Origin of the sequence: Allohahella sp. A8, from assembly GCF_047946665.1 — a bacterium.
Lineage (GTDB): Bacteria > Pseudomonadota > Gammaproteobacteria > Pseudomonadales > Oleiphilaceae > Allohahella.
This window is the reverse complement of the sequence record NZ_CP172312.1, coordinates 2,869,489-2,891,916: the sequence shown is the minus strand read 5'-3', so window position 1 is coordinate 2,891,916 and position 22,428 is coordinate 2,869,489. Positions and strand designations below refer to the sequence as shown.

General features: G+C 55.8%; 24 protein-coding genes. 7 read left to right on the top strand and 17 right to left on the bottom strand.

The genetic code is table 11. From position 1 onward, the window contains the following. Nucleotides 1–39: 39 nt before the first annotated feature. Complete coding sequence (locus ACH3PB_RS12935; RefSeq protein WP_416395473.1) at nucleotides 40–1,707, bottom strand: DUF2334 domain-containing protein; 1,668 nt, start codon at nucleotides 1,705–1,707, stop codon at nucleotides 40–42. Between the two features lie 79 nt (nucleotides 1,708–1,786). Further along, nucleotides 1,787–2,137, bottom strand: a complete 351-nt coding sequence (locus tag ACH3PB_RS12930) for a hypothetical protein (protein ID WP_416395471.1) — start codon at nucleotides 2,135–2,137, stop codon at nucleotides 1,787–1,789. 184 nt (nucleotides 2,138–2,321) lie between these two features. On the opposite strand from ACH3PB_RS12930, the gene ACH3PB_RS12925 reads away from it, so the two are divergent. After that, nucleotides 2,322–3,215: a MurR/RpiR family transcriptional regulator gene (locus ACH3PB_RS12925; RefSeq protein ID WP_416395469.1), complete on the top strand. Its 894-nt coding sequence runs from the start codon at nucleotides 2,322–2,324 to the stop codon at nucleotides 3,213–3,215. Nucleotides 3,216–3,221: 6 nt separating this feature from the next. Here ACH3PB_RS12925 and ACH3PB_RS12920 read toward each other — a convergent pair whose 3' ends face one another. Further along, nucleotides 3,222–3,419, bottom strand: a complete 198-nt coding sequence (locus ACH3PB_RS12920) for a hypothetical protein (RefSeq protein ID WP_416395467.1) — start codon at nucleotides 3,417–3,419, stop codon at nucleotides 3,222–3,224. A gap of 8 nt (nucleotides 3,420–3,427) precedes the next feature. After that, on the bottom strand, nucleotides 3,428–4,096 hold the full coding sequence (locus ACH3PB_RS12915; protein ID WP_416395465.1) for a DsbA family oxidoreductase: 669 nt from the start codon (nucleotides 4,094–4,096) through the stop codon (nucleotides 3,428–3,430). 85 nt (nucleotides 4,097–4,181) lie between these two features. On the opposite strand from ACH3PB_RS12915, the gene ACH3PB_RS12910 reads away from it, so the two are divergent. Next, on the top strand, nucleotides 4,182–4,616 hold the full coding sequence (locus ACH3PB_RS12910) for a VOC family protein (protein ID WP_416395464.1): 435 nt from the start codon (nucleotides 4,182–4,184) through the stop codon (nucleotides 4,614–4,616). Nucleotides 4,617–4,677: 61 nt separating this feature from the next. Here ACH3PB_RS12910 and ACH3PB_RS12905 read toward each other — a convergent pair whose 3' ends face one another. Then, nucleotides 4,678–4,956 (bottom strand): peptidylprolyl isomerase, encoded by a 279-nt coding sequence (locus ACH3PB_RS12905; RefSeq protein ID WP_416395462.1) that lies wholly within the window; start codon nucleotides 4,954–4,956, stop codon nucleotides 4,678–4,680. A gap of 107 nt (nucleotides 4,957–5,063) precedes the next feature. Between ACH3PB_RS12905 and ACH3PB_RS12900 the strand changes: the two genes are divergently transcribed. After that, the gene (locus ACH3PB_RS12900; protein WP_416395460.1) at nucleotides 5,064–5,504 is read left to right on the top strand and encodes a VOC family protein; all 441 of its coding nucleotides are present in this window, start codon (nucleotides 5,064–5,066) and stop codon (nucleotides 5,502–5,504) included. 38 nt (nucleotides 5,505–5,542) lie between these two features. Here the strand turns inward: ACH3PB_RS12900 and ACH3PB_RS12895 are convergent, their stop codons facing one another. Further along, complete coding sequence (locus tag ACH3PB_RS12895; protein WP_416395457.1) at nucleotides 5,543–7,246, bottom strand: phytoene desaturase family protein; 1,704 nt, start codon at nucleotides 7,244–7,246, stop codon at nucleotides 5,543–5,545. A gap of 140 nt (nucleotides 7,247–7,386) precedes the next feature. On the opposite strand from ACH3PB_RS12895, the gene ACH3PB_RS12890 reads away from it, so the two are divergent. The 4 genes from ACH3PB_RS12890 to ACH3PB_RS12875 all read left to right on the top strand — a co-directional run bounded on the left by ACH3PB_RS12890 (nucleotide 7,387) and on the right by ACH3PB_RS12875 (nucleotide 9,915). Then, entirely contained in the window at nucleotides 7,387–7,959 is a 573-nt protein-coding gene (locus tag ACH3PB_RS12890; RefSeq protein WP_416395455.1) for a PadR family transcriptional regulator, read from the top strand. A 102-nt stretch (nucleotides 7,960–8,061) separates the two neighbouring features. Continuing rightward, a complete protein-coding gene (locus tag ACH3PB_RS12885; RefSeq protein ID WP_416395453.1) occupies nucleotides 8,062–8,448 on the top strand; it encodes a 3D domain-containing protein in 387 nt (128 codons plus the stop codon). Nucleotides 8,449–8,843: 395 nt separating this feature from the next. Beyond that, complete coding sequence (locus ACH3PB_RS12880) at nucleotides 8,844–9,584, top strand: VPLPA-CTERM sorting domain-containing protein (protein WP_416395450.1); 741 nt, start codon at nucleotides 8,844–8,846, stop codon at nucleotides 9,582–9,584. Nucleotides 9,585–9,750: 166 nt separating this feature from the next. Further along, nucleotides 9,751–9,915, top strand: a complete 165-nt coding sequence (locus ACH3PB_RS12875) for a hypothetical protein (RefSeq protein WP_416395448.1) — start codon at nucleotides 9,751–9,753, stop codon at nucleotides 9,913–9,915. A 61-nt stretch (nucleotides 9,916–9,976) separates the two neighbouring features. Here ACH3PB_RS12875 and ACH3PB_RS12870 read toward each other — a convergent pair whose 3' ends face one another. Genes ACH3PB_RS12870 through ACH3PB_RS12820 form a run of 11 tightly spaced genes read right to left on the bottom strand, consistent with a single transcriptional unit; the run spans nucleotide 9,977 to nucleotide 21,949 of the window. Then, entirely contained in the window at nucleotides 9,977–10,249 is a 273-nt protein-coding gene (locus tag ACH3PB_RS12870) for a hypothetical protein (protein WP_416395446.1), read from the bottom strand. Nucleotides 10,250–10,260: 11 nt separating this feature from the next. Next, complete coding sequence (locus ACH3PB_RS12865) at nucleotides 10,261–11,052, bottom strand: TIGR04290 family methyltransferase (RefSeq protein ID WP_416395444.1); 792 nt, start codon at nucleotides 11,050–11,052, stop codon at nucleotides 10,261–10,263. Nucleotides 11,053–11,075: 23 nt separating this feature from the next. Next, nucleotides 11,076–12,176, bottom strand: coding sequence for a CgeB family protein (locus tag ACH3PB_RS12860; RefSeq protein ID WP_416395442.1), 1,101 nt, complete (start codon nucleotides 12,174–12,176; stop codon nucleotides 11,076–11,078). Beyond that, nucleotides 12,173–13,324 carry a CgeB family protein gene (locus tag ACH3PB_RS12855; RefSeq protein ID WP_416395440.1) on the bottom strand — a complete coding sequence of 384 codons (1,152 nt, stop codon included), beginning with the start codon at nucleotides 13,322–13,324 and terminating at the stop codon, nucleotides 12,173–12,175. Before ACH3PB_RS12855 ends, ACH3PB_RS12860 begins: the two co-directional genes overlap by 4 nt. After that, on the bottom strand, nucleotides 13,311–14,483 hold the full coding sequence (locus tag ACH3PB_RS12850; protein ID WP_416395438.1) for a CgeB family protein: 1,173 nt from the start codon (nucleotides 14,481–14,483) through the stop codon (nucleotides 13,311–13,313). The genes ACH3PB_RS12855 and ACH3PB_RS12850 overlap by 14 nt, the downstream gene beginning before the upstream one ends. Before the next feature lie 11 nt (nucleotides 14,484–14,494). Further along, the gene (locus ACH3PB_RS12845; protein WP_416395437.1) at nucleotides 14,495–15,625 is read right to left on the bottom strand and encodes a glycosyltransferase family 4 protein; all 1,131 of its coding nucleotides are present in this window, start codon (nucleotides 15,623–15,625) and stop codon (nucleotides 14,495–14,497) included. Next, nucleotides 15,622–16,671: a Gfo/Idh/MocA family protein gene (locus ACH3PB_RS12840; RefSeq protein ID WP_416395435.1), complete on the bottom strand. Its 1,050-nt coding sequence runs from the start codon at nucleotides 16,669–16,671 to the stop codon at nucleotides 15,622–15,624. The genes ACH3PB_RS12845 and ACH3PB_RS12840 overlap by 4 nt, the downstream gene beginning before the upstream one ends. Then, nucleotides 16,668–17,717, bottom strand: a complete 1,050-nt coding sequence (locus ACH3PB_RS12835) for an MDR/zinc-dependent alcohol dehydrogenase-like family protein (protein ID WP_416395433.1) — start codon at nucleotides 17,715–17,717, stop codon at nucleotides 16,668–16,670. Before ACH3PB_RS12835 ends, ACH3PB_RS12840 begins: the two co-directional genes overlap by 4 nt. Continuing rightward, the gene (locus tag ACH3PB_RS12830) at nucleotides 17,701–19,809 is read right to left on the bottom strand and encodes an NAD-dependent epimerase/dehydratase family protein (protein ID WP_416395431.1); all 2,109 of its coding nucleotides are present in this window, start codon (nucleotides 19,807–19,809) and stop codon (nucleotides 17,701–17,703) included. Before ACH3PB_RS12830 ends, ACH3PB_RS12835 begins: the two co-directional genes overlap by 17 nt. Next, nucleotides 19,806–20,918, bottom strand: coding sequence for an NAD-dependent epimerase/dehydratase family protein (locus ACH3PB_RS12825; protein WP_416395429.1), 1,113 nt, complete (start codon nucleotides 20,916–20,918; stop codon nucleotides 19,806–19,808). The genes ACH3PB_RS12830 and ACH3PB_RS12825 overlap by 4 nt, the downstream gene beginning before the upstream one ends. Next, nucleotides 20,915–21,949 carry a UDP-glucuronic acid decarboxylase family protein gene (locus ACH3PB_RS12820; RefSeq protein ID WP_416395426.1) on the bottom strand — a complete coding sequence of 345 codons (1,035 nt, stop codon included), beginning with the start codon at nucleotides 21,947–21,949 and terminating at the stop codon, nucleotides 20,915–20,917. Before ACH3PB_RS12820 ends, ACH3PB_RS12825 begins: the two co-directional genes overlap by 4 nt. Nucleotides 21,950–22,428: the final 479 nt, after the last annotated feature.

Genomic DNA, 22,428 nt, shown 5'->3' with positions numbered 1-22,428 from the left:
ATCCTTCCTTACGTTGGGTTCTGCGCTAACTCTTTATTGTTATTGTCTTAGTGCTGCCTGGCTCAGCTCACTGCCATCCACCCAGGTGAAGCCCAGCTGATTGATGCCGTCGACGAGTTTCTGAAGGTCTGCAAGTCCGGGCGTGCCAAGACTTGGTTCGAGCCAGAACGGGTGGAAGAAGAACGAGGCGAAACCGTCCCGGACTACCTGGGCATGCTGGGCATTGAGGTAGAGATCCTGCCAGGTGTAGGCATAGCTGGAGGCTGGGTCGGTCTCACTGATGTCGTATTCGATGTTGCCCAGGTTCTCAGGAAGAATGCGCTGGCCGTAGTAATCCCGGTGGATGATGTACGGGAAAAACTGACCCACTGCGAAATCAGGATCTCCGTTGCGCCCGGCAAAATCCGGCACGTCCGAGGTGTAGTAAACGACCCGGTTGTAGGTGGTACCGAAGCGCTGAGCAAAGGCTCGGTTCGCCGTTGCGGAGGCGTGATAGTGAGGCGTTTCCCATGCGTAAGGCTGAATGCCGAAAGCTCGGAATTCGGCGACGCCTGCGTCGAGCCGGTTCAGAACCCACGATGTGGAATCTTCGGCCACTGGGCGATTACGGACGATGTCCCAGAATTCGAAATCATCGCCGCTGACACCAGTCCACGGATTGCGAATTTCACCGTATTGATGGGTAAATCCATGCAGTACAACTTTCCCGCCTCGCTCAAGCGCATAGTCGAGGCCCTGGCGGAGTTCGGTGGCGTCTGCGAAGGGTATTTCCTGCGGCAGTCCTCGATTCCATTGCCCAAGCGGGTCGAGATAGTGCGGTATAGCAGCGATCGAAAATCCGATGTCCTGCCCCAGGAAATAGTCCGTGAGGGTTTGCATCGTTTCGAAGCCGGTCAGTGCACCCACGTCCTCGAGCCGAACCATCGCGAAGCGCTGAGCGTGCTCAGAAACGCCGAGCATATCGTGTAGCAGATCGGCGATGACCAGGTAGCGGTCGCGTGGTCCGATATAGGAAAACGGAATGTCCGCGACATACCAGAAATTGCCAGCGCGAACGACATACGGCAGGCTCTCGCCGGTATCGCCGTTGACAACTTCGGCAACGCTGGACGCAATAGCCGGATCAGAGATTGTGGTCGCACCTGCTTCAGGATCTGCGAACACCGAGTTGGTCTGGGCATCATAGTCATAGTACTTCACCATGCTGCGGCCCTTGTACAGGATGGTATCGAAGAACCCGGGTGCCTTGTTTGCTGGAGACGGCGATGCGTTGAGTCCTACAATCCCGTCGAATCGAAAGCCGCGTCTTGTTTCGAAATCTGATGCTTCATCCCAAGCCATTTGCCACAGATTGTACCTGAACCATACCAGGCTTCGATTGGTGCTTGCGGCGTCCGCCAGGAAGGCTTCGGGAAGCGCATTATCGTAGTACGAGCCAAGGTAAAAGGTGATATCCATGGTCTCGATCTCGCCGGCTGCGTAGTCTTCGACAGGCTTTATCTCGATAGTTGTATCGAAGTGTCCGAGGAGATTGCTCAGCATGATGGCGTAGGCCTTGCCGAGTTTGTTGTAGCTACTGCCGGGCTCCGAGTCATGAAGAATCAAGGCGCGAATAGAAGCGGCCGAAACTGAGCTGCTGCCTACCGCCATGATAAAAACCACGGTCAGCGAAAGTGTGCGCGTAGCAAGAGAGATTGAGCCGAACATTGTGCTGTGCTCCATAGCGTGCTCGAATTCGTACTGGGCGAAGTGTCAGGTTCCCGGCGGTGCTATTTACCCGGCGGTGCTATTTACCCGGTGGTACTGTGCGCAGGCTCAGGGGCTGGGCGAACTCGCCCGGGACCACGACAAGTCGGTTACGGGTTGGTCGGGGACGCTTGGCGCGCAGGCCTCGCTCTGATCTGAAACCTCGTTTTCCAGGATGCTTCTTTGCACTTCGAATCTTTCTGCTCTGAAGTGACTCCCCATGTGGACGGATCTCCTCGCGCAGTAGCACGACCTCCCGCATAGCCAGTGGTCGGGCGGGTGCGGAAACGTTCTTCCCCTTGCCGGAGCTTGCCAGGCTGGGGCCTGCCGCAAACAACAACGAAAGCGCGGCGATTGAGCCACAGCAAAGACAGTGAGTTATTATTTTCATAGAGTGCTTCCTTTCGGTTGGCCACTTAACCAGGCTGTTATATACCAGCAGGAAGATCGCCTGATATGGCGCGAACGGACTAACGGCAGATGAAAATGAGTAGATCGAAATACCGTGCGTGTGGTCGCAGCTGTATATAATCGGCGTAATGATGTCCTAGCCGTTTGGAGAGCCCTGAGCACTGATGACCAAGCCAAAGAGCGTTCGAATCAATCCAGCTGCGAGTGTGGCGGAACGGCTGCAAGCGCAGACAGACTCACTGACCAGGGCAGAGCGTCAGCTGGCCGATCTCATTCTGGATAACTATCCTGTATCAGCGCTCGGCTCGATCACTACAGTTGCGCAGGATGCAGGCATATCCACGCCGACGGTTGCACGGCTGGTGCAGAAACTTGGGTACACAGGTTTTCCGGAATTTCAGGCCGCGTTGCGACGGGAGCTGGAAGAGCGAATTTCAGGACCAATTGCCAAACACGATACCTGGACCGGAAGGGCACCAGAAGGTCACATTCTCAATCGATTTGCAGAGGCGGGTATCAGCAATATTCGCCAGTCGATAGGGCAGATCGATGCTGAAACCTTTGATGCGAGCTGTGAGCTGCTCGCAGACAAGGTTCGAGCGATTTACGTCGTCGGTGGAAGGATCACCCGCACGCTGGCGGACTATTTCTATTTGCACATGCAGGTGATCAGGCCCCGTGTCACTCACATTCCAACTATATCGAACGCCTGGCCCCACTATCTGCTGGATGTCGAGCCGGGCGATGTTCTCGTAATCTTCGATGTCAGGCGTTACGAGGCCAGCACCCTGAAGCTGGCGGAGATGGCACATGAGCGCGGCGCCACGATCATACTGTTCACCGATCAATGGCGCTCTCCGGTCTACAAGCTGGCCACGCGGTATTTCAGCAGCCGGATCATTGTGCCTTCGGCGTGGGACTCTTCATTGGCGACACTGCTGTTGCTGGAAACAATGATAGCGGACGTACAGGAGCGGCTCTGGTCCGACACCCGCACGCGAATGGAATCGCTGGAAGAGATGTTCGACCGAACCAGGTTCTTCAGAAAATTTATCTGACTTCGCCTAGAGGAAGTCGTTTTGCCTGGCGAGCCAGCCTTCTTCTTCCTTAGCGGGGCCCCGCTCGGCCAGCGCTTTTTCTGTCTTCTCCGCCCACTGTCTGCAGAGCTCATTCAGCGCTGTTAGCTGCTCATCTGAAAAGCTTGAGAGCTCGGCGCGTTTCAATTCATTTTTCAGTGAATCAATCAATGTCTTCGCTTCCATGACGTCTCTCAACCTCTGCCTTCGTTTTTCTCGAGAATCTCAGTGATAACCTTGCCGAGTACCACAGGGTCCTGGGCACCGCTCACGCTGTACATGTCATTGAAGACGAAGGTCGGCACGGCCGAAACACCCACTCTGCGATAGTCTTCTTCCAGTGCGCGGACCTGCTGACCGAGCTCTTCGTCGTCGAGCGCTGCCTGAGCTTCCTCTCTTGAGAAGCCGTTGAGCGCTGCGATATCTACCAGTTCATCTGCATCGGAAACATTCGTACCGTCGGCAAAATAGGCTTCGAACAGTGCCAAGGCCAGAGGCGTCTGTTTTCCCAACTGCTCCGCCCGTAACAGCAGCTTGTGTGCCTTGAAGGTATTCCAGATGCGCGACTGCGCATGCATGTCGAACGTAATTCCCAGGTCGAGCCCTAGCGAGCGCATCTGCTTACGGTTATTCTCGATCGTGGCTTCGTCACTGCCGTATTTTTCAGCGATATGCTCATTGATATTCTGCCCTCCCGGTGGCATGTCCGGATTGAGCTCGAAGGGCTGAAACGTCAGTTCGACGTTCAGGTTCGGGTATTGTTTCAGCGCCTGTTGCAGTCGTTTGTACCCAATGATGCACCATGGGCAGACGACATCTGACACCATGTCTATTTTCAGTGTGGTGTTCGCTGCTGTAGTCAATTTCAGCTCCTACTAGTCGTTGTCGAATGGGAGACTCGCTGTATCCTCTACGAGGGAGTACGATCACAATACCGGCCTTGGTCAGGTGAAGCCCGGCACGGCAGGCATTGCTGGCAAAATTTCTGACGGTTCAGGAGCATGCTCAGGTATGAGGAAGACGGGCAAGATCGATTATGTTGAATTCCCCGCGTCCGACATGGAAGTCACAAAAGCCTTCTACACCAAGGCGTTTGGGTGGCGCTTCACGGACTATGGGGCTGAATACGCAGCATTTTCAGATGCAGGACTGGACGGTGGATTTTTTATATCCACTGGGCCGATAGGCCGCGCAAGTGGCGACGTGATGTCCGGTGCACTCGTGGTGCTGTATAGCAGTGATTTGGAAGCCACCAAAGCCAAGGTCGAACAGGCTGGTGGAACGATAACCAAACCCGTGTTCAGCTTTCCGGGCGGGCGGCGTTTTCATTTTGAGGATCCAAACCGAAATGAACTCGCGGTCTGGTCAGATCTGGCACCGTAATGGCCAGGTGCCCAAATTGCAGGTGTCCCGTACGACGTGACACCTGGCTGGTTACCGAGTGCTACTTGCGCGCGGTAACTTCGAGCAGGTGATAGCCGAACTGGGTCTTTACTGGACCTTGTACTTCGCCAACTGGTGCACTGAAAACGACTTCGTCGAATTCGCGAACCATCTGACCTGGACCAAATTCGCCAAGATCGCCGCCCTGCTTGCCGGACGGGCATGCCGAGTGCTTGCGCGCCAGTTCAGCGAAATCAGAACCGTTGGCAATGTCGTCTTTGAGTTTTGCACTCTGTGCTTCGTCGCTGACCAGAATATGTCGTGCAGATGCGCGAGCCATGATATCTCCAAATGTCGTAAATAAAGAAGGCCGTTAGTGTACAGCAGACGGTCAGGCTAGCCCAGCTTGCATATCAGGCTGTTGTCTCATTCATCCAGGAGTTCTACATGCAATACCTTCATACCATGGTCAGAGTCAGTGACCTGGACGCGTCGCTCGATTTCTACTGCAATAAGCTGGGGCTGGTCGAAGCCTATCGCAAGGAGAGTGAGCGCGGCCGATTCACGCTGGTCTATCTCGCAGCACCTGACGATCGCGAACATGCAATCTCCGAGGGGGCGCCCTTACTTGAGCTGACGTATAACTGGGACCCCGAAAGCTATACTGGCGGGCGCAACTTCGGTCATCTTGCCTATCGCGTCGACGATATTTATGAAGTGTGCGGCCGCTTGCAAGCTAAGGGCGTCTGTATCAATCGCCCACCTCGTGATGGGCATATGGCCTTCATAAAATCGCCTGACGGTATATCAATCGAGTTGTTACAGAAGGGTGACGCGCTGCCGCCGCAGGCGCCATGGGCGACAATGGAAAACACAGGAAGCTGGTAGGGCAGGCCCTGATGCACCGTCTTCGATTGTGTGCCTGATCACGCGGTTTCACTCTGCACAGTGCCGTTCGAGCTGAGTTCGCCCGGCTTCCACGTCAGCAGGTTTCGCAGCATTGGCACCGAGCGAAGCCCAAGTGCGGCCGCCGATGTCATGACCCCGGATATCATTGCGCCGACCACGCCGCAGGTGAGCGCGTCCTGTCCGGTCAGCCAAAGGCCTTTCACCGGCGTCTGGGGTCTCAGCCAGCTCTGCTCGAAACGCTCGGTATCGTGGGTCAGTCCGTATATCTCACCCTGGCTGTAGCGGCAGAAGAAATCGGTCGAGAGCGGGGTGGATGTCTCAAAGTAATCGATTCTGCCTCTGAGCTGTGGCAGCTTCGTGTACAGCACCTCCAGCATCCGGTCGGTCAACGTCTGTTTCAGCGCTTCATAGTCCTCACCACGCTTGCCCCAGGTCGTGTCCTTCCACTGCTCGAACTGCTCGAAGGTCGTCGGCGCTACAATCTCTATTGCTGAACGACCTGGATAGCGTGTGGCATAGCTTGGGTCTTTTGCCGATGGGAAGGAGATATACACCACGGGGAAGGGTAGTGATGGGTCTTTCTTGAAGGCCTCTATCGTCTCGTCGTAGTTTTCCTCGGGATAGATCCAGAAGTTCGTCTTCGGCAGGCCCAACTCTTCGCTCGTCCCCTTCAGGCCGATATACATGCCCAGGTGCGACATCGATGGTGAAACAGTGGGACGTTTTGCCTGGTACTTACTGTGCACACGGGCAGACTCTGGCAGGAGTTTTTCGTAGGTATTCAAAGCACCTGCATTCGAAATGATCAAAGGCGCGCTAAGGGTCTCGCCGTCCGCCATTCTGACGCCTGTAGCCTTCTTACCCTTGCCCTGTTCGGTAAGGATTTCCTTCACGTCCGCATAAGTGAATACATCGCCGCCGCTGGCCTGTATGACTGGAATGATGGTCTCGGCAATTCTTGAGGCGCCGCCTAGGGGGTAGTACCCGCCATGCATGTAGTGTTTCGCTATCAAGGCATGAATCAGGAAGCTGGACTGACGGGGCGGCACGCCACAGTCTCCCCATTGGCCCGCCAGCACCGCTATCAGGCGCTGATTGGAGGTCAGTGACGAGAGCACTTCGTAAGTCGTCTTGTTGAAATAATCCGGCAACAACATTTTCAGGGCACGGTTGTAGACCGGCGCGGCGATGGTGGGCACAACCTTGCCTAGCGTGTAGGCCTGCATGCCACTGGCTACCTTGCCGAGCATCTTCATATACCGGTCGATGGTGTGGCCTTCATCTGGGAAAGCGGCCAGGATCGACGCTCGAAAGCCGTCTTTTCCGGCGCGGAGGTCATAGACGTCTTCGCCGATATAGAAGCGATCGTACACCTCGTCCATAGGTGCCCATTTCAGCTCGCCGTCTGTAATGTAGTCGAAAATTTTCCGAGCCAGCGTGTTGGGCGAGCCCATGTCACCGATGTAGTGCACACCCACGTCCCATTCGTAACCGTTGCGGCTATAGCTATGCGTAAAACCGCCGGCAGTGTAGTGCTGCTCGAGCACGAGCACCTTTTTGCCCTGCTTTGACAGACAGGCTGCCGTAGCGAGTCCCCCGATACCGGAGCCAATAACGATCGCGTCATAGTCCTTATCGACGCGGCTGGCACGATAACGTTTGCCAATTCTGATGGTGCTGGCTGCGCGTTTTACTGAAGCTGAATCTGGTGTCTTGGTCATGAGGGTGTGCCTAAGCTGGGAGCCTTCGAGACCTCAAGCCTAAATCAACGCTTTTTAATATGCAAATTATTGCATATGGAGCGCTTGGCTTCTGCGACCATACCGCTATGATGGGTCTAATCCTTCAGGAGCTAGTCACTATGTCATTGAAGCATGCCGTTCTGGCGATGCTGGAGCTCGAGCCGGGTTCAGGCTACGACCTCATCAAGCGCTTCAACAAGAGTATCGGCCACTTTTGGGCGGCGACTCATCAGCAGGTTTATCAAACGCTGAACACCCTCGGTGAGGAAGGGCGGGTCGAATTCGAGCTGGTGGAGCAGTCTGACAAGCCCAACAAGAAAATTTACAGCATCACGGCAGCGGGGCTCGAAGAACTTCGAGCATGGACCAGTACGCCGGCGAAATCCTATAGGTACCGCGACCCGCTGCTCATCAAGCTGTATGCCGGTGGCAACGTACCGTCTGCGGCATTGGCCGATGATCTGGAAAAGCACCGCCAGCTCCATGCCCAGACGCTGGCTGATTACAGGGAAACCGAGGCTGCGTTCTATCGTAATGATGCAGAAGCCAGAAGGCGCTACCTATTGCCTTATATGACCTTGAAACTGGGGATGCAGTTTGAGGAAACGTGGCTGCGCTGGTATGAAGAGGTCAAGATTGTTCTGAATAGCACGGATGACGAGTGCAAGTCAGGCTCGCCTCACGATGGTTGATCGAAGGAAAGTGTGTACGCGTAATCAGATGTATTCCAAACGGAGTACTGTCGCATGCTTCTTTCACGTTATTTGCCAGCCTTAAGTTGCCCGGCAGCCTTGATGGCAGTCCTCGCCGGCAGCGTCCTCTCGGCGTGCAGGGCAGAGCAAACAGAAGTGAACTCAATGGAAGTCACCGCCAGCGCATATACCATGCGTGAGGCTGAAACGAAAAAGGGCAACGTCGGACTTGCTGCGTGGGGTGATCAACTCAAGCCTGGCATGAAGTCGATTGCTGTTTCGCGCGATCTCATCGATGCCGGTCTGGATCATATGACGCCAGTGACCATCGATGGTCTCGAGGGTACCTATATCGTCCGTGATAAGATGAACAAGCGCTGGGAAGACAAGATTGATATCTTCATGGGCAAGGATCTCGACGCGGCACGCGAATGGGGTACACAGACGGTGACGATCCGCTGGTCTCAATCGTCAGCGCGCGAGGACTGAAGGCAGACTCAGTCGGTCATTTCTTTGGGTAAGGCATATGGGCGAAGTTCTCCAGTTCAAACGACGGGTTGGCAAACAGCCCAGCAAGGGACTGTGTCAGCACGGCTTCCACAAATGGAAAATCGACAAGAGCAGCCGGTTCGACAGCACACAGGGGAAATTGCGCACGATTCTCGTATGTGAGCGGTGCGGGAAAATGAAGACAGAGCTGCGCTGAAAAACCATACAATTGGCCTATTGTGCCCGTGAACCTCGTCACAACTGATTCCTGTTTTCCTTATTTCTCAATACTTGTCTGTTGAAGTTTCGTAATATTACGTTGCCGAATGTAACTTTTTTTTCAAGCGCATTTGCAGTGCTCATCGGCAACCTCAAGAACCTCAGGAGAACATTTCATGATCAAAAGCAAGGGACTCGTTCAGACAGTTGTAGCCGTGGCACTCACGGCTGGCTTCAGTCTCCCCGCGGCGGCACTGTCCGTCAATTTCACCAGCTCGCCAAGCGCCAGCAATGGTTCTGGTTACGGTAATAGCATGACGTTCGGCAACGTAACTGCGAGTGCATTTGCCAATACTGGCAGTGGTGGCACACTCCAGACCGCTCAGTTGTTGCGCTGGAATACCGGCCTTGGCGTCTGTAACCGTGCCGAAAAGAAGAACTGCAGCAATCCTCAGCATCAGGTGGACAATTCTCACGCCATTGATCTCGTAGCGTTCTTTTTCGACGAGACTGTGAAGTTTGATTCCGTCACCATCGATCCTTATGGCAGATACGATCGCGACATTTCCTATTGGGTGGGCACTGTCGGCAACGGCTTCAGCCTGACAGGGAACACCTACGCTTCCCTGGAAGGTGTTGGTTTCGGTGCGAGAACCGATAGCTACTCCTATCCCAGCAATAGCCCCTTGACCGTAGGACTGACTGGTACTGGTAACGCTCTGCTGGTCTCGGCCTCTATCGCAGCTGGTTTCACGACCAACGATTTCTTCAAGATTTCCAGCCTGAACATCAGTGAAGTGACTGGCCCTGACAATCCGACTCCAGTGCCGCTGCCAGCAGCTGCATGGCTCATGATGAGTGGTTTGGCAGCTTATGGCTGGACCGCGCGTAAGCGTAAGGCAGTTTCTGCTGCCTGATCAGTCTCATTGGTCTGATTGGTCGGACCAGAAAGACAAGCAGAGGCCGCCGAAAGGCGGCCTCTGCCGTTCAGCGGATATATTGTCGAATTAATCGTCGAGAATGAACGCCTGGCGGGATCACGCACGTACAACACGCTAACACTCGCAGCTGGAGATAGCGTGTATGACGGCAAAAGACGAAAAGCCAAGAAAAGGTCACCGGAAAAATGAGGACGAGAGCGAGATAGACGAAACGGTTGAGGAAACCTTCCCGGCCAGTGATCCCCCATCCTGGAACCCCGGCACCACCAGTGGCGGCGCCGCTGATGATGATAGTGAAAAGAAATAGCCTGCAAGCGCTGCGGGTGAAGCCATAGGCGCTCACCCGCGTTTTACTATATCTGACTCTCTCATTCGCTCACGAATTTCGAAAATCTGCTCTCGTCTCCCGAGTCCGTCTTTTCCTGATAGAGAAAGCTCAGGTTCTGCTTATCGAAGGTCTCGAAAAACGTTTCCCATTCGATCTCACGCAGATCATCTTCGTCATTGTCGAATTTGACTCGCAGCACGCCCACCCCTGAGCCATCGTCCGCGGTATCCTCTACCACGGCAGGTTTTCCGCCGCGCTTTTCAATCCACTTCCGGATGGTATCGTGATCCTGGGTCTGTTTTGCCGATGACATATTAATCCCTCCTAGTTCACTATTTCTCCACTCACCGGATCTTCCAGCCCGACGTGGGCTACCGGTATGGCACACTTCAACTCGGCCGTTACAGCCTCCGGAATGGCGACTGCCTGGCAGCTGTAGACTTCATGGGCTATTCGTTCGATTCGACCGAAACCAGAAGAGCGGAGCATGGCCTCTACGCCAGCATGATTCGGTGCCCACCAGTTAGTCGGGTCGTCCGCCAGGCGATGTTCAATAAAGGCCATTTTGGGCCAGCCATCGTCCATCAGAACCTCACGTTCGTCGAGACGGTAGTTCTCTTCGACAGACAACACGGATTCACCCGGCGTCGTCATGGTCTGGAATATCATTCGGCCCCTGCAACAGCGGCGTACGATATCCAGTGCCAACAGGGGATAGCGCAGGTGATAGAGCACGCCCATGAACCAGACGAGGTCATACTGCTCAGCGCTATGCGCGAGATCATAAACAGTGGCCTTTCTGAACTCGACGCGGTCGCTCAGTTCCAGCACATCCGCCGCCCAACGCGCTTGATTCAGGTAGTGTTCATCCAGATCAATGGCTGTGACCTGTGCGCCACGTTTTGCCAGTTCAAAGCTGTAATACCCCGCGTTACAGCCGATATCCAGTGCTCGTACGCCATTGAGATCCTCGGGCAGACTCGGCGCTATTTCGTTCCACTTGAAGGCAGGGAAATCGCCGAGAAAGTGTTGGGGAGCTGTCTGAATGCCGTCGGGCAGGTGCAGATTGTGGAACCATGGCCCCAGCTGCCGTACCTGTTCTTCAATACTTGTCATACGGGTCTCCATATTGATGACTGTCAGCTCGCGGCCATACTTGGTTGTGCTACCTCCGCCCAGCTGTTTTCAAGTTCCATGGCGCGATGTCGTGAAGTGTGGGCATTCAGGACCCTGCTGCGGAAGCGCTCGCCCAGCTGCTGTCGCTCCGTTGCGGGCATCGTGAGGTAGGACTGGACCTCTTCGGATGAGCGTGCAGTGAGAATTTCCTCACCGATAGTAAAGAAACTGTCGAGACCATCCCACTCATCGCTGATGACAGGCGTGCCGCATGCGCCGGCTTCAAATAAGCGAACGCTTGGTGAGTAGCCCGCAGCAATCATGTCGCGTCTGGTAACGTTCAGCGTGAAGCGTTGGCTGCCGTAGAACTCACGGTGCTGATGAGGTGGAATGTGTTCGATTCGGCTTACGTTCGCTGGCCAGTCGATACCAGCAGGGTACTGGGCGCCTGCTACACAAAAGTGTTCGGCCGTGAGTTGACGGGCAGGCTTTATCAACAGCTGCTCGACGGTAGGCTGGCGATCGTCACTGTAGGTGCCGAGATAGCCGAGAGCGTACTGCTTCGTAGCCGGTTCTGCGTCATCTTCAGCTGATGGAAAGTAGAGGTCTGTATCTACCGAGCAATAGAGCGGCCTTGCGCGCCGAGCACCAAATTCATATTCAAGCCTGTCGAGCGTTGGCCCACCGGTGAAGGACAGGTAGAGATCAAAGCGCGGAATCATCTCCGGGCTGAGGTACTCATAATCGCCATTGCGGAGTTTGGCGAGGGTAACAGGCGTGTCAATGTCGTAAAACGCAAAACAAGCCGGCTCTAGCTGACAGATTCGGGCAGCCAGCGCTTTGGCGTCGGATACGTAAGAGCCGAGAATAACCATGTCGGCGTCTCCGATCATCTCCTCATACGCTTCGAGCTCGCGGATCTCCTTGTACAGAACGACCTTGCAGAACGGTGGACTGGGCATATCCCGCTGATTGGCGTACCAGGGCACATCTTTTTCAAAGAAGGTAATACTGTGCCCACGTGCCGCAAGCGCCTTGATAAGGCTCCTGAACGTAGTGGCGTGTCCATTACCCCAGGAGGAGGTGATGGAGAGACCGAAAACGACGATATCGAGCTTCTTCATTCTTCAGCCTCCAGGCTCACAGCCTCTTTCGGCTGACGCTGAGTTCGCCGGCGTCTGGCTTGTAACAGGATCTCCACCTCCTCGGCTCGGTGCCGATAGGTATGTTCTGACAGCACCCTTTGGCGCGCGGCCTCACCAATCGTTTTCGCGCGCTCCGGCGTGAGCTTGCGCAGATGATCGACCACCTCATTACCATTATGGGCTACGAGCACTTCACGGCCGGGCGTGAGAAACTGCTCAACGCCCTCCCAGTGATCCATGATGAGGCAGGCTCCGGCGCCTGCGGCTTCGAACACCCTTGTGGCTGGGGAGAAGCCGGTTCGCGCCATGCTCTCACGGTTGATGTTCAGAACCGCGAGGGGACTGCAGTTGAAGGCGTTGTGGTCGCGGGTGTAGACATGGCCCTTGTACTCCAGATTGTCGAACTGCGGCGCATATTCCTGCCAGCCGCTACCGCCAAGTATGAATCTGGAGTCCGGCATGGCTTCGACCGCTTTGAAGAAAAAGTCGTGCACCCTGGCTTCCCTGTCTGGCAAGCGGTTGCCCAGAAAGCCAAGCGTCGCCACGAACCGAGGGTCAGGCTCGACCGGGTGGTGGATTTCAGGGTCTACGGCGTTATAGATCGGTTGGCAGCATCGGGCACCGAGGGCTGTGTAGGCCTCCACGACGGGGTAGCCGCCCCCATAGGTGAGGATAAAATCGAACTGCGGAATCAGAGCCCTGAAGGGGTCGTTTTCATCGTTGTGAATACGCTCAAGCGTTGCCGGCGCATCGACATCCCAGAATATCGATAGCATTCCTTTGTGGGCGTGCTTTCGCTGATGCTGCACCACCGCTGCTTCAAGCCATTCGTCCAGCACGCCGACACCACTGGCTTTCACAATGATATCCACGTCATCTGCTGGATCGAGCGCACGTCTGGCACTGTCTTCATCAGCCTGATAGACCACGACCCTGGCCCAGGATGGATCTTCCATATCCCGATGCGCCTGTCGATCGAAGGCATCAGGTTCATAAAAAGTGATCTTGTGGCCGCGGTCCGCCATCGCCTTGATGATGCCGCGATAATAGGTGGCTGCGCCGTTCCAGTACGATGAAACGAGGCTGGAGCCGAAAAATGCGATATTCAGAGGCCTAGCTGTAGGCATGGCTGGTGCTCCCTGTATTGGTTGTTGTGGCGGATTCGTCCAACGAGGCGACGTCCAGATCCTCGAGAATGTCGAGCAACTGCGCCACCCGATGGCCGCAGGTATGCCTCGTGCGAATGGTTTCCAAGGCCCTGGCACTGAGCTCATTGGCGAAGCCGGGATCATTGATGACCTGGCGCAAGTGCGCACGCATTTGCTCACCATCTTCAGCGACCAGATAATCACTACCTGGGGTGAACAAGCCTTCGCTGTCCTGCCAAGGTGCGCAAATGAGTGGCAGGCCGCAGGCCATCGCCTCGAACGGTCTTATCGTCGGTATGCCTGGTAGTCTGCTGGCGTAATAGCGCCTGGGTACATGCACCGTTACCTTATGATTGGCGAAAACCTCCGGTGCCTTGAAGTTGGGCAACCAGCCGCGGTAGTCGATACCGTCCTTGGCAAGTCGGGTCAGGACCGGTTGTGGATAGCGGACGCCATGGATCTGACAGCTCAGCCCGAGATCACGCACCGGGCCAAAAAGAAAGGTTTCCAGCTCCGCTGTGCGTTCATCATCGCCCCAGTTGCCAACCCAGACCACGTCGCCTCTCGGCCTGTTCGGATCGTCCTTGCGGGGGTAGAACATGCGGATATCGGCAGCTTCATGCCAGGTCCATACATGGTTGTGCCAGCCATGACGGCGATAGACATCGCTGAGTACCTCACCGAAAGCCAATACCCCGTCGTAAGCATCCAGTCGGAAACGGCGCAGCCAGCTTTCGTCGCTCACGGCGCGATGGTGGGTGTCGTGGAACAGGAGACAGAAGTTATCGGCACGACTCGCTTGAGCGGCTTCCCGCAGTTCGCCCAGCCCATTGACGAGCCAGGGTTCGTTCCACTCGTGGACAATGACGACATCCGAAGCAGCGGCAATCTCTGCGAGCTCAAGCGTATCGCGGCTATAGCTGATGCTATCGAGTCCTGGGTAGTATTCCTGGAACTGTTTCAGCGCGCGAATACCATGATCCTGCAGCAGATTGATCTTGCTCCAGCTGTCTTGGGGCTCGTAGACGCGCACTTCGTGGCCGAGGGCCAGCAGCTCACTGACTATGCCGCGCAGGAAATGCGCATTGCCGTGGTTCCAGTCAGACACCAGCGAGTGGTAGAAAAGGCTGAATTTCATGTTTGGCTCCCTTAACTCGTGGCGCTGTGTCTGACTTTCTTCACCGGATGCTTCACTTGTCTTGGTCCCAGCAGCGACTGATAGCACTGCAGGTAGGACTTCGCCATGGCTGCAGATGTGTAACGCTTCGCCCGCGTCCAGGCTGCCGTCGCAAGGTAATGCCGCCGCTTCGGTCGGGTGATCAGATTGATGAGCTTGTCCCGAAGTGCGGCAAGGTCAGACGGGTCAACGTAGACCGCTGCATCACCCCACACCTCACGCAAACTCTTGATGTCGCCCAAAACCAAAGGACAGCCAGCTCTTGCAGCTTCAAGCGCTGCGAGACCAAAGGGTTCGTAGGCCGCAGGGGCAACATATAAACTGGCCCGGGCGAGCCAGTGGTGCAGTTCGTCGGGTGCAAGTTGACCGAGAAATGTCACGCTTTCGGTGGAGCGTTCAGTACCATCTGGCGCCGTGGTCTCACCGGCGACATAGATAGGGCAGGGCAGCTCCGCGGCAATGGCAGTGAGCGCATCGATGTTCTTCGCTTCATCCCACACCCGGCCTGCTGCAAAAATAAACGGCTCGCGCTCACCGTTCTCAGCCGTCTCAGCGAGCGCCGGTCGATCTGTGCCGTTGTAGATAACGCGGGTTCTCTCCGTGGGGCCGTAGTGGTAAAGCAGCGAATGCAGCATGGCCTGAGTGGGCGCGACCAACAGGCTGGCCTGACGCACACTCTCGGTGACCAGCGTCTTGTATTCAGCCCATTCAGGCATTGGTGCGGCTTCCTTCTTGACAGCCAGCCACCAGGAGAGCACACAGGAGTGGCCTACCAACAACACTGGGCAGGGCCACGGCAAGCCGCCATGCGCCAGATCGTTGAGATGCACCAAGTCAGGCTTGAGCTCGTGAGCAAGCTGCATGAGCCAGCGACCAGCTGCTTCGACATCGGCAGACGAGTCCGGCATCCAGCACAATCGATACTCGCTTTCATGCAGGTGGACGTTTGGCAGCTTCGCCAACTGCGTCCGTTGCCGCTCGGACAGCGCAGCGCCCATCGTGGCCAGCTCTATGGTCACCTTGTGCGCCTGTAGAGCCTCACAAAGGTCAACTGTGTAGGTCCAGACACCGCCGACGGTGTCACTTGTCATGAGGATGTTCATCGGCCGTAGATCCTGTCGATAAGTGCAGCGACCTTGATGGCCTGAACGACGGCAGGGTCAAACGCGCTACTCTGCCGAAGTGACTTTGCCCAGGCGGTTAGTGCTCTACCGCCCCAGTCATCCGGATAGGAGCCGAGAACCGTTTGGGATGTACCATCGAAACGGCTGACCTCAAAGTCGAAGAATGAGCCCTGCTGATTGACGACGGCAGCGCCGCCGCGCGTGCCATAGAGTCTTACTTCGATGACGGCATCCCGCCCGGCGTGGGCGTTCCATGAACAAGTGAGGCGTACCCGTGCCTCGCCGAGCCGACAGTCCGCTGTGGCGAAGTCTTCTACGACCCGACAGGGCTTGGTAATTTGCTTGCCCTGCTGAAACAGATGACTGGCCACATCCTCGGCGTCTTCCGCGTTTAGCAGCCACATGGCCAGGTCGACCAGGTGAATGCCAAGATCCATCACGCAGCCGCCGCCGGCTTTTTCAACGTCGTAGAACCAGTCCTTGTCCGGACCATAAGCGTTGTGAAAAACGAGATCAGCTGCATAGATATCGCCGAGCTCTCCGCTGTCTATCATGGTTTTCAACTGCTGCATGCCAGACAGATGGCGGTAGGAGAAATCAATGCCCAGGAGCCGGTCGGCGTCATGTGCAGCCTTGACGACACGCGCTGTTTCCTCAGCCGTACGAGCAAGCGGTTTCTGGCAAAATACGGCCTTGCCACTGGCGAGCGCCTGCTCGCATTGTCTGGCGTGCATGGCGCTGGGTGTGGCAATGACTACCCCGTCCAGATCCGCTGCCAGCAAGTCTTCAATAGAAGCACTGATTGCCATACCGGGCTTGAGCTGGGCAGCCTCTCGGGCGGCGCTTTCAGAAGGGTCGAAGACCTGACAGAATTTAGCACATTCAGCCCTGAGCAGGGCCTGCATGCGCAAGCGACCGATCCAGCCAGTGCCAATGAAACCCAGGCGTGGTAGGGGGAGCTGCTCGCTATCTGGGGTAGAGCGGGCTTGTTCTGCTCGGGCGCGTTCGGCAGTTGCAGTGTTCATAGGCGCACCCAACCCTTGACGAAGCCATCAGGTCGTTCGGTCATCTGTCTGAAAGCGAGATCGAGTTCGTCGAGCTCAAAGCTGTGGGTCAGCAGATCTTGTGGTCGTATCCGCCCACTTACGGTCGCCTCTACACCAGCCTCGATCCCTTCGATATATCGCTGCGGATCACGCTCATGGGCATTGATGACATCGATGGCATTCCAGTTCCACTTCTGCATATTGACCTGGCGCAGGCCATCCTGATGGTAGCCAGCGATAACGAGCTTGCCGTATTCGGCCACCATTTCTGTTGCAGTGTCGAGCGCGAATTGCAAACCGGTAACTTCGATGACACGTTCACAGCCTCTGCCGCCTGTAAGCTCGACAACCTTATGGGCGTTGCCCCACCAGTCCTCGGTATCAAAGGTCGCGCTGGCGCCACAGGTCTCGGCCAGTGCGCGGGCACTCTCCCGCCGGGACAGGGCGTAGACCGTTGCACCAGCCTGCTTCGCCAGCTGCACCAGTAGCAGCCCGAGGAAGCCGGCGCCAATCACGGCCACGTTATGGCCGCTCTGAATGTCTGCTCTTCTGAATATATTCATGGCGCAGCCAATGGCTTCACCGGGGAAAGGCATGCCATCGAGTTCGGGGGGGAGTACCACGACATCGGTAGCCGGCACCGCAACAAAGCGGGCGTAGGCCGGTCCGCCAAGAAAAGCGACGCGCTGGCCTGGAATCAGGAGGCCTGACTTTCCACCTGATACCTTGCTGCCAACACTGACGATCTCGCCCCAGCCTTCGTGACCGGGTGCACCGGCGGCCATCGGATACTCGAACCATTCGCGGCCTTCCCAGACCGGTAGGCTGGAGGCACAGACGCCACAACCGCGAACCCGGATAAGCACTTGATCGGCGCTACATTCCGGCGGACTGGTGGGCTTGATATCAAACCGGCCCGGTGCAGCGAGCACTGCTGCAACATTGGTCTCGTCTTTCGAACTACTTCTGGTTTTTGCGTCATGGTCTTGTCTGGGTCTCGTGGCAAGTTCAGCGAATGGCGGCATTCTTCAGTGCTCCCTTTTTTCTTATTGGTTTGATAGGGGCGTCCTGCTTTTCGAATAGATTGTTTACGATCCAATGATGCAGATTGGCCAGCCCCTCCTCGATGGTGGTAGCGGGTTTCCAGCCGGTCAGCTTCTGGAACAGGCTGGTGTCGCTGACGTAGTAGCGCTGATCGCCTAAACGCCAATCGGATAATGAATATCCGCATGGCCTTCCAGTCAGTGCTTCGATGCGTTCCAGTATTTCCAGGAGGCTGGTTGCGTTTGCTGCGCTGCCTCCAATGTTGAAGGCTCGTCCAGAAAGTTCGTCCATTTTCTCATGAGCCATGAGCATGGCGTTGACAAGATCGTCGACGTAGAGGATGTCACGCACCTGATGGCCATCACCGTATAACGTGAGCGGACGATTCTTCATGGCCTGTATCAGGAAGTGCGCGACCCAGCCCTGATCTTCAGTGCCAAACTGATGGGGGCCATAGATGCAGCTCATGCGGAACACCACAGCCTTCAATCCAAAAGTCCGGGCGTAGTCGAGCACATACTGATCGGCGGCACCTTTCGAGCATCCATATGGGCTGTGGAAATCCAGCGGATAGCGCTCATCGACGCCTTCGGCATAGGCTTCCGAAACTGGCGCATACCGCTTGCCGACCTTCGCAAGTTTCACGTCCTCGAGATCCCCATACACCTTATTCGTCGAAGTGAATAACAGGGGAGGTGGAGCGTCCATCTGCCGCATCGTCTCCAGTATGTTCAAGGTGCCGCGCATATTGATGTCGAAGTCGCGTTGCGGTGAATCGATGCTCGTGGTGACTGCGACCTGGGCCGCGAAGTGATAGATTTTCGACGCTCGGTGAACGGCATCGCGAACCAGATGATCGTCCCGTATGTCAGCGATTTCGAGTTGAACCTTGCTGCCATAGGTCTGACAGAGCCACTCGAGGTTACGTTCTACCCCGGCGCGTCCGAGGTTATCGAATATAAGCACCGATTCACCCTGCTGGATGAGGCGTTCGGCGACGTTGGTGCCAATGAAACCAGCGCCACCGGTAATGAGCACAGGCTTCCTGTTTTGCTGAGGCGTAACGATACTCATGCGTTGATTCCGTAGCAGGGTTGCGGGTTCTCGGCTCAGGCCGGCGCCGCTATGGAACACGGTCTCCACCAGCTCATTGAGGCCGGCGAGACCGCTGTCTTCCCAGACCCGACATATGAGCTTGGCGCTGCCATCGGCCGTCTTCAGGCCGAAATGATAATGACGTTCATCCTCGTGGAAGCCGTCCTGATGGCTTTCATGCGGATGCAGGTCGTAGGCGGAGTACCAGTAGATCCGGTCGACAGGTGCCTTCAGCACTTCGATCAGTTTCTTGACCTGAACAATTTCGTCATGCCGCCAGGTTGAATAGCCCACTTCCGTCAGCCAGATCTCAGGAGAAAGATTGTATTTGTCGAGCACCTCGCGAACCTTGTGAACCTTGTCAGTCCACGACTCGCCGCTGAATTCCCAGGTGCCGGGAAAGCCATGGATACCCACTGCATCGATCAGGTCCACCACTCCACGAGAGCAGATCACGTCCAGCCAGTTGGGATCTGTCGGGCACATGCCAGCCAATACGGTCTTCTTACCGCGCTTTCTCGCCCAGTAAGCGGCCATACTGATCATTTCGCTGAAGATGTGCCATTCCGGGTCGAGATGCCAATCCCAGTCGTTCAGGTTGTTCGGTTCATTCCACAGTTCTACCCATTCGAAATGTTCGCCATGATCAGTGATGATGACATCGACGAAATCGGCGAAGTCCTTCGGGTTCCTGGGCGGAGAGGATGACTTGTGTTCGATGCCGAGCGAGGGCGGGGTGTAGGTGAGACATGGCAACACTTCCACCTCTTTGGCGACCCGCGGAAGCAGCCAGTCGATCCAGGCCTTGCCTTCAGGGGTGTGCCAGTCGGCCCAGGAGATGCCGACCCGCAATCTGGACACGTTCACCGCCTTGAGTGTTTTCAGCACAGCCTCTACGCGCTCGTGTTCGCCCGGTCTCAACCATTCGAGAACACCGAGGCGTGCCTGCGCCGCCTGCCAGTACGCCTGATCCTTCATAGACTCAACCCCCTGCTGGACAGCTCGCTACGCATGCTGTCGACCTTGTCGTCCGCCTTCTGGTGACGCAGCCACTCGGCGAGCTCACGCAGCCCTTCGTCGAGACTTACGCGCGGGTGGTAATTCAGCAGTGTTCGGGCTTTTTCGATATCGGCGAAGCAGTGTCGAATATCGCCCACGCGATACTCGCCGGTGATCTCCGGCTCGAGCGCTGTCTTGTTGAGAACCTGCGCCACCTTGGCAGCAATTTCCCTGATGCTGTAGTTCTGACCGCTGCCGATATTGAAGACTTCACCATTGGCCTTTTCACTATCCAAGGCCAGTACACAAGCCTGCACGATATCGTGCACGCTCACGAAGTCGCGTCGCTGCTCGCCGTCTTCAAAAATGACCGGCGCCTTGTTGTTCAGCAAGCGCGAGGAGAAAATAGCCAGAACCCCCGTGTACGGGTTGGAGAGCGCCTGCCGGGTACCGTAGATGTTGAAGAAGCGCAGCGCCGTGGTTGGAATACCATAGGCCTGTCCGATCATCAGACACAGTTTCTCCTGATCGTATTTGGACAGGGCGTATACCGATGATGGTGAAGGCTGTTTGGTTTCCGGCGTTGCCATAGGCTTGAGTGGCTTGCCGTCGCGCCTCAACTCCCAGTCATTGTCGCGGAGCTGGCCGGCGGCTCTTTCAGCGGGGCTATGGGTATTTCCGGACTCGTCCTGATAAAGACCCTCGCCATACAGACTCATGCTTGACGCAACCACCAGCTTCCTGACCGGCTGTTTTGCCAGCGCCTCAAGCAGCACGGCGGTGCCCCGGTTATTAACATCGGTATAGTAGTCAATCTGGTACATGCTCTGACCGACACCGACAACCGAGGCAAAATGGTAGACGGCACTCACATCCGTCAGGGCCTCTGCTACCTTGTCGGTATCCCGTATATCACCATGGATGCGCTCGACGCGCTCATCGAGGTAGGCCGGCCAGCCGTCGGTCCCATGGACCTGCTCGGCCAGACTGTCGAGTACCCGTACCTTGTAGCCCTCCTGGAGCAGACGGTCAGCAAGATGTGAGCCTACGAAGCCTGCGCCACCAGTGATGAGAATGCGTTCGCTCATAAAATTGCTCCTTCAGATTTACCGACTTTTCTCGTCGAAGGTCGCACGCTGCTGCGTACTGCCAGCGACTCGAGTTCTTCTTCCTTTAGAACCCCATCAAAATATTCGATCGTCCTGGCGAGACCCTCCCGCAACTTGACCTTCGGCGCCCAGTCGAGCAGTTCTTTCGCGCGGGTAATATCAGGCCGACGCTTGACCGGGTCGTCCTGGGGTAGGGGTTCAAACACGATCTTTGATCTGGAGCCGGTCATTTCGATGACCTGCGTTGCGAGTTCCAGCACTGTGAATTCGTCGGGGTTACCAATATTGATCGGCCCGACGATATTCAGTGGTGCACGCATCAGCGCGAGAATGCCTTTGAGAAGATCGTCGACATAGCAGAACGAGCGTGTCTGACTACCGTCGCCATAAACGGTGATCGGCTTGTTCTGCAAAGCCTGTACGATGAAATTCGAGACGACCCGCCCGTCATCAGGATGCATATACGGGCCATAGGTATTGAAAATCCTTGCGATCTTAACCTTCACGTTTCGCGCCCGATGGTAATCCATGCAGAGCGTTTCCGCGCAGCGTTTGCCCTCGTCGTAACAGGCTCTTGGACCTATGGGATTGACGTTGCCAAAGTAGTCTTCAGTCTGGGGGTGCTCGTGCGGGTTGCCGTAGACTTCCGAGGTCGACGCCTGAAACATCAGCGCGTCGTTGGCGACCGCCATCTGGAGAAGATTCGCAGTTCCGACTGTGCTTGTTCTCAGCGTTTGGAGAGGATCCTCCTGATACTGTATTGGCGAGGCCACGCAGGCCATGTTGAATATCTCGTCGACTGCCAGCGAAATTGGGTCCGCAACGTCGTGATCGATGATCTGCAGGCGTTCTGGCGAGGCAAGCCCAGCAAGATTGCTCCGCCTACCGCTGGAAAAATTGTCGAGGCAGATGACCTTGTGGCCTTCCGCGAGAAGTATTCTGGCGAGATTGGCCCCCAGAAAACCGCTGCCACCAGCGATGAGAACTCTTTTTTGTTGTTCACGCGTCATTGCATGCATCCTTCGAATGAGAAGCTTTGTGCGTTAGCGATCAGATACCGAACGGTGACAAACCAGAGCCACCCGATACACAGACTGAAAACCGAGAATTTCCAGGCATTGCTGCTCAATGTGGAGCCGATACTGCTGACAACACCGGTCTTCCTAAGGGTGCGAAATATGTGCCATAATCCGAATAATTCCCTACAATGCGGCCCAGCAGCAGAGACTACTTCAGAGTCTTCTTCTTCAACCCAAGTAACTGAAAGTAAAGATATAAAGTAGTTTATTAAACTGCTTTAACAGTCGTCGCTTGTGCCTTGTAAGATGTTCAAGATGATGAAAAACCTACTTCTGATTCACCCCTCCAATTTCAGCATCGCCGTTGGTTTGGCCCGTCAGCGTTCGCTTACCGAAAGAAACATTAAATATCGTGCTCGTTTGCCGCTCTTTCCGTTTGGGCTGCTATACATGTAGAACTACTATTGGTC

Coding starts and splice junctions, on each gene's coding strand:
- ACH3PB_RS12890 (WP_416395455.1), top strand. CDS start 7,387: ATGTCATTGAAGCATGCCGTTCTGGCGATGCTGGAGCTCGAGCCGGGT.
- ACH3PB_RS12920 (WP_416395467.1), bottom strand. CDS start 3,419: ATGGAAGCGAAGACATTGATTGATTCACTGAAAAATGAATTGAAACGC.
- ACH3PB_RS12935 (WP_416395473.1), bottom strand. CDS start 1,707: ATGTTCGGCTCAATCTCTCTTGCTACGCGCACACTTTCGCTGACCGTG.
- ACH3PB_RS12825 (WP_416395429.1), bottom strand. CDS start 20,918: ATGAGCGAACGCATTCTCATCACTGGTGGCGCAGGCTTCGTAGGCTCA.
- ACH3PB_RS12900 (WP_416395460.1), top strand. CDS start 5,064: ATGCAATACCTTCATACCATGGTCAGAGTCAGTGACCTGGACGCGTCG.
- ACH3PB_RS12855 (WP_416395440.1), bottom strand. CDS start 13,324: ATGCCTACAGCTAGGCCTCTGAATATCGCATTTTTCGGCTCCAGCCTC.
- ACH3PB_RS12850 (WP_416395438.1), bottom strand. CDS start 14,483: ATGAAATTCAGCCTTTTCTACCACTCGCTGGTGTCTGACTGGAACCAC.
- ACH3PB_RS12845 (WP_416395437.1), bottom strand. CDS start 15,625: ATGAACATCCTCATGACAAGTGACACCGTCGGCGGTGTCTGGACCTAC.
- ACH3PB_RS12905 (WP_416395462.1), bottom strand. CDS start 4,956: ATGGCTCGCGCATCTGCACGACATATTCTGGTCAGCGACGAAGCACAG.
- ACH3PB_RS12865 (WP_416395444.1), bottom strand. CDS start 11,052: ATGACAAGTATTGAAGAACAGGTACGGCAGCTGGGGCCATGGTTCCAC.
- ACH3PB_RS12925 (WP_416395469.1), top strand. CDS start 2,322: ATGACCAAGCCAAAGAGCGTTCGAATCAATCCAGCTGCGAGTGTGGCG.
- ACH3PB_RS12870 (WP_416395446.1), bottom strand. CDS start 10,249: ATGTCATCGGCAAAACAGACCCAGGATCACGATACCATCCGGAAGTGG.
- ACH3PB_RS12930 (WP_416395471.1), bottom strand. CDS start 2,137: ATGAAAATAATAACTCACTGTCTTTGCTGTGGCTCAATCGCCGCGCTT.
- ACH3PB_RS12885 (WP_416395453.1), top strand. CDS start 8,062: ATGGCAGTCCTCGCCGGCAGCGTCCTCTCGGCGTGCAGGGCAGAGCAA.
- ACH3PB_RS12875 (WP_416395448.1), top strand. CDS start 9,751: ATGACGGCAAAAGACGAAAAGCCAAGAAAAGGTCACCGGAAAAATGAG.
- ACH3PB_RS12895 (WP_416395457.1), bottom strand. CDS start 7,246: ATGACCAAGACACCAGATTCAGCTTCAGTAAAACGCGCAGCCAGCACC.
- ACH3PB_RS12820 (WP_416395426.1), bottom strand. CDS start 21,949: ATGACGCGTGAACAACAAAAAAGAGTTCTCATCGCTGGTGGCAGCGGT.
- ACH3PB_RS12840 (WP_416395435.1), bottom strand. CDS start 16,671: ATGAACACTGCAACTGCCGAACGCGCCCGAGCAGAACAAGCCCGCTCT.
- ACH3PB_RS12860 (WP_416395442.1), bottom strand. CDS start 12,176: ATGAAGAAGCTCGATATCGTCGTTTTCGGTCTCTCCATCACCTCCTCC.
- ACH3PB_RS12835 (WP_416395433.1), bottom strand. CDS start 17,717: ATGCCGCCATTCGCTGAACTTGCCACGAGACCCAGACAAGACCATGAC.
- ACH3PB_RS12830 (WP_416395431.1), bottom strand. CDS start 19,809: ATGAAGGATCAGGCGTACTGGCAGGCGGCGCAGGCACGCCTCGGTGTT.
- ACH3PB_RS12880 (WP_416395450.1), top strand. CDS start 8,844: ATGATCAAAAGCAAGGGACTCGTTCAGACAGTTGTAGCCGTGGCACTC.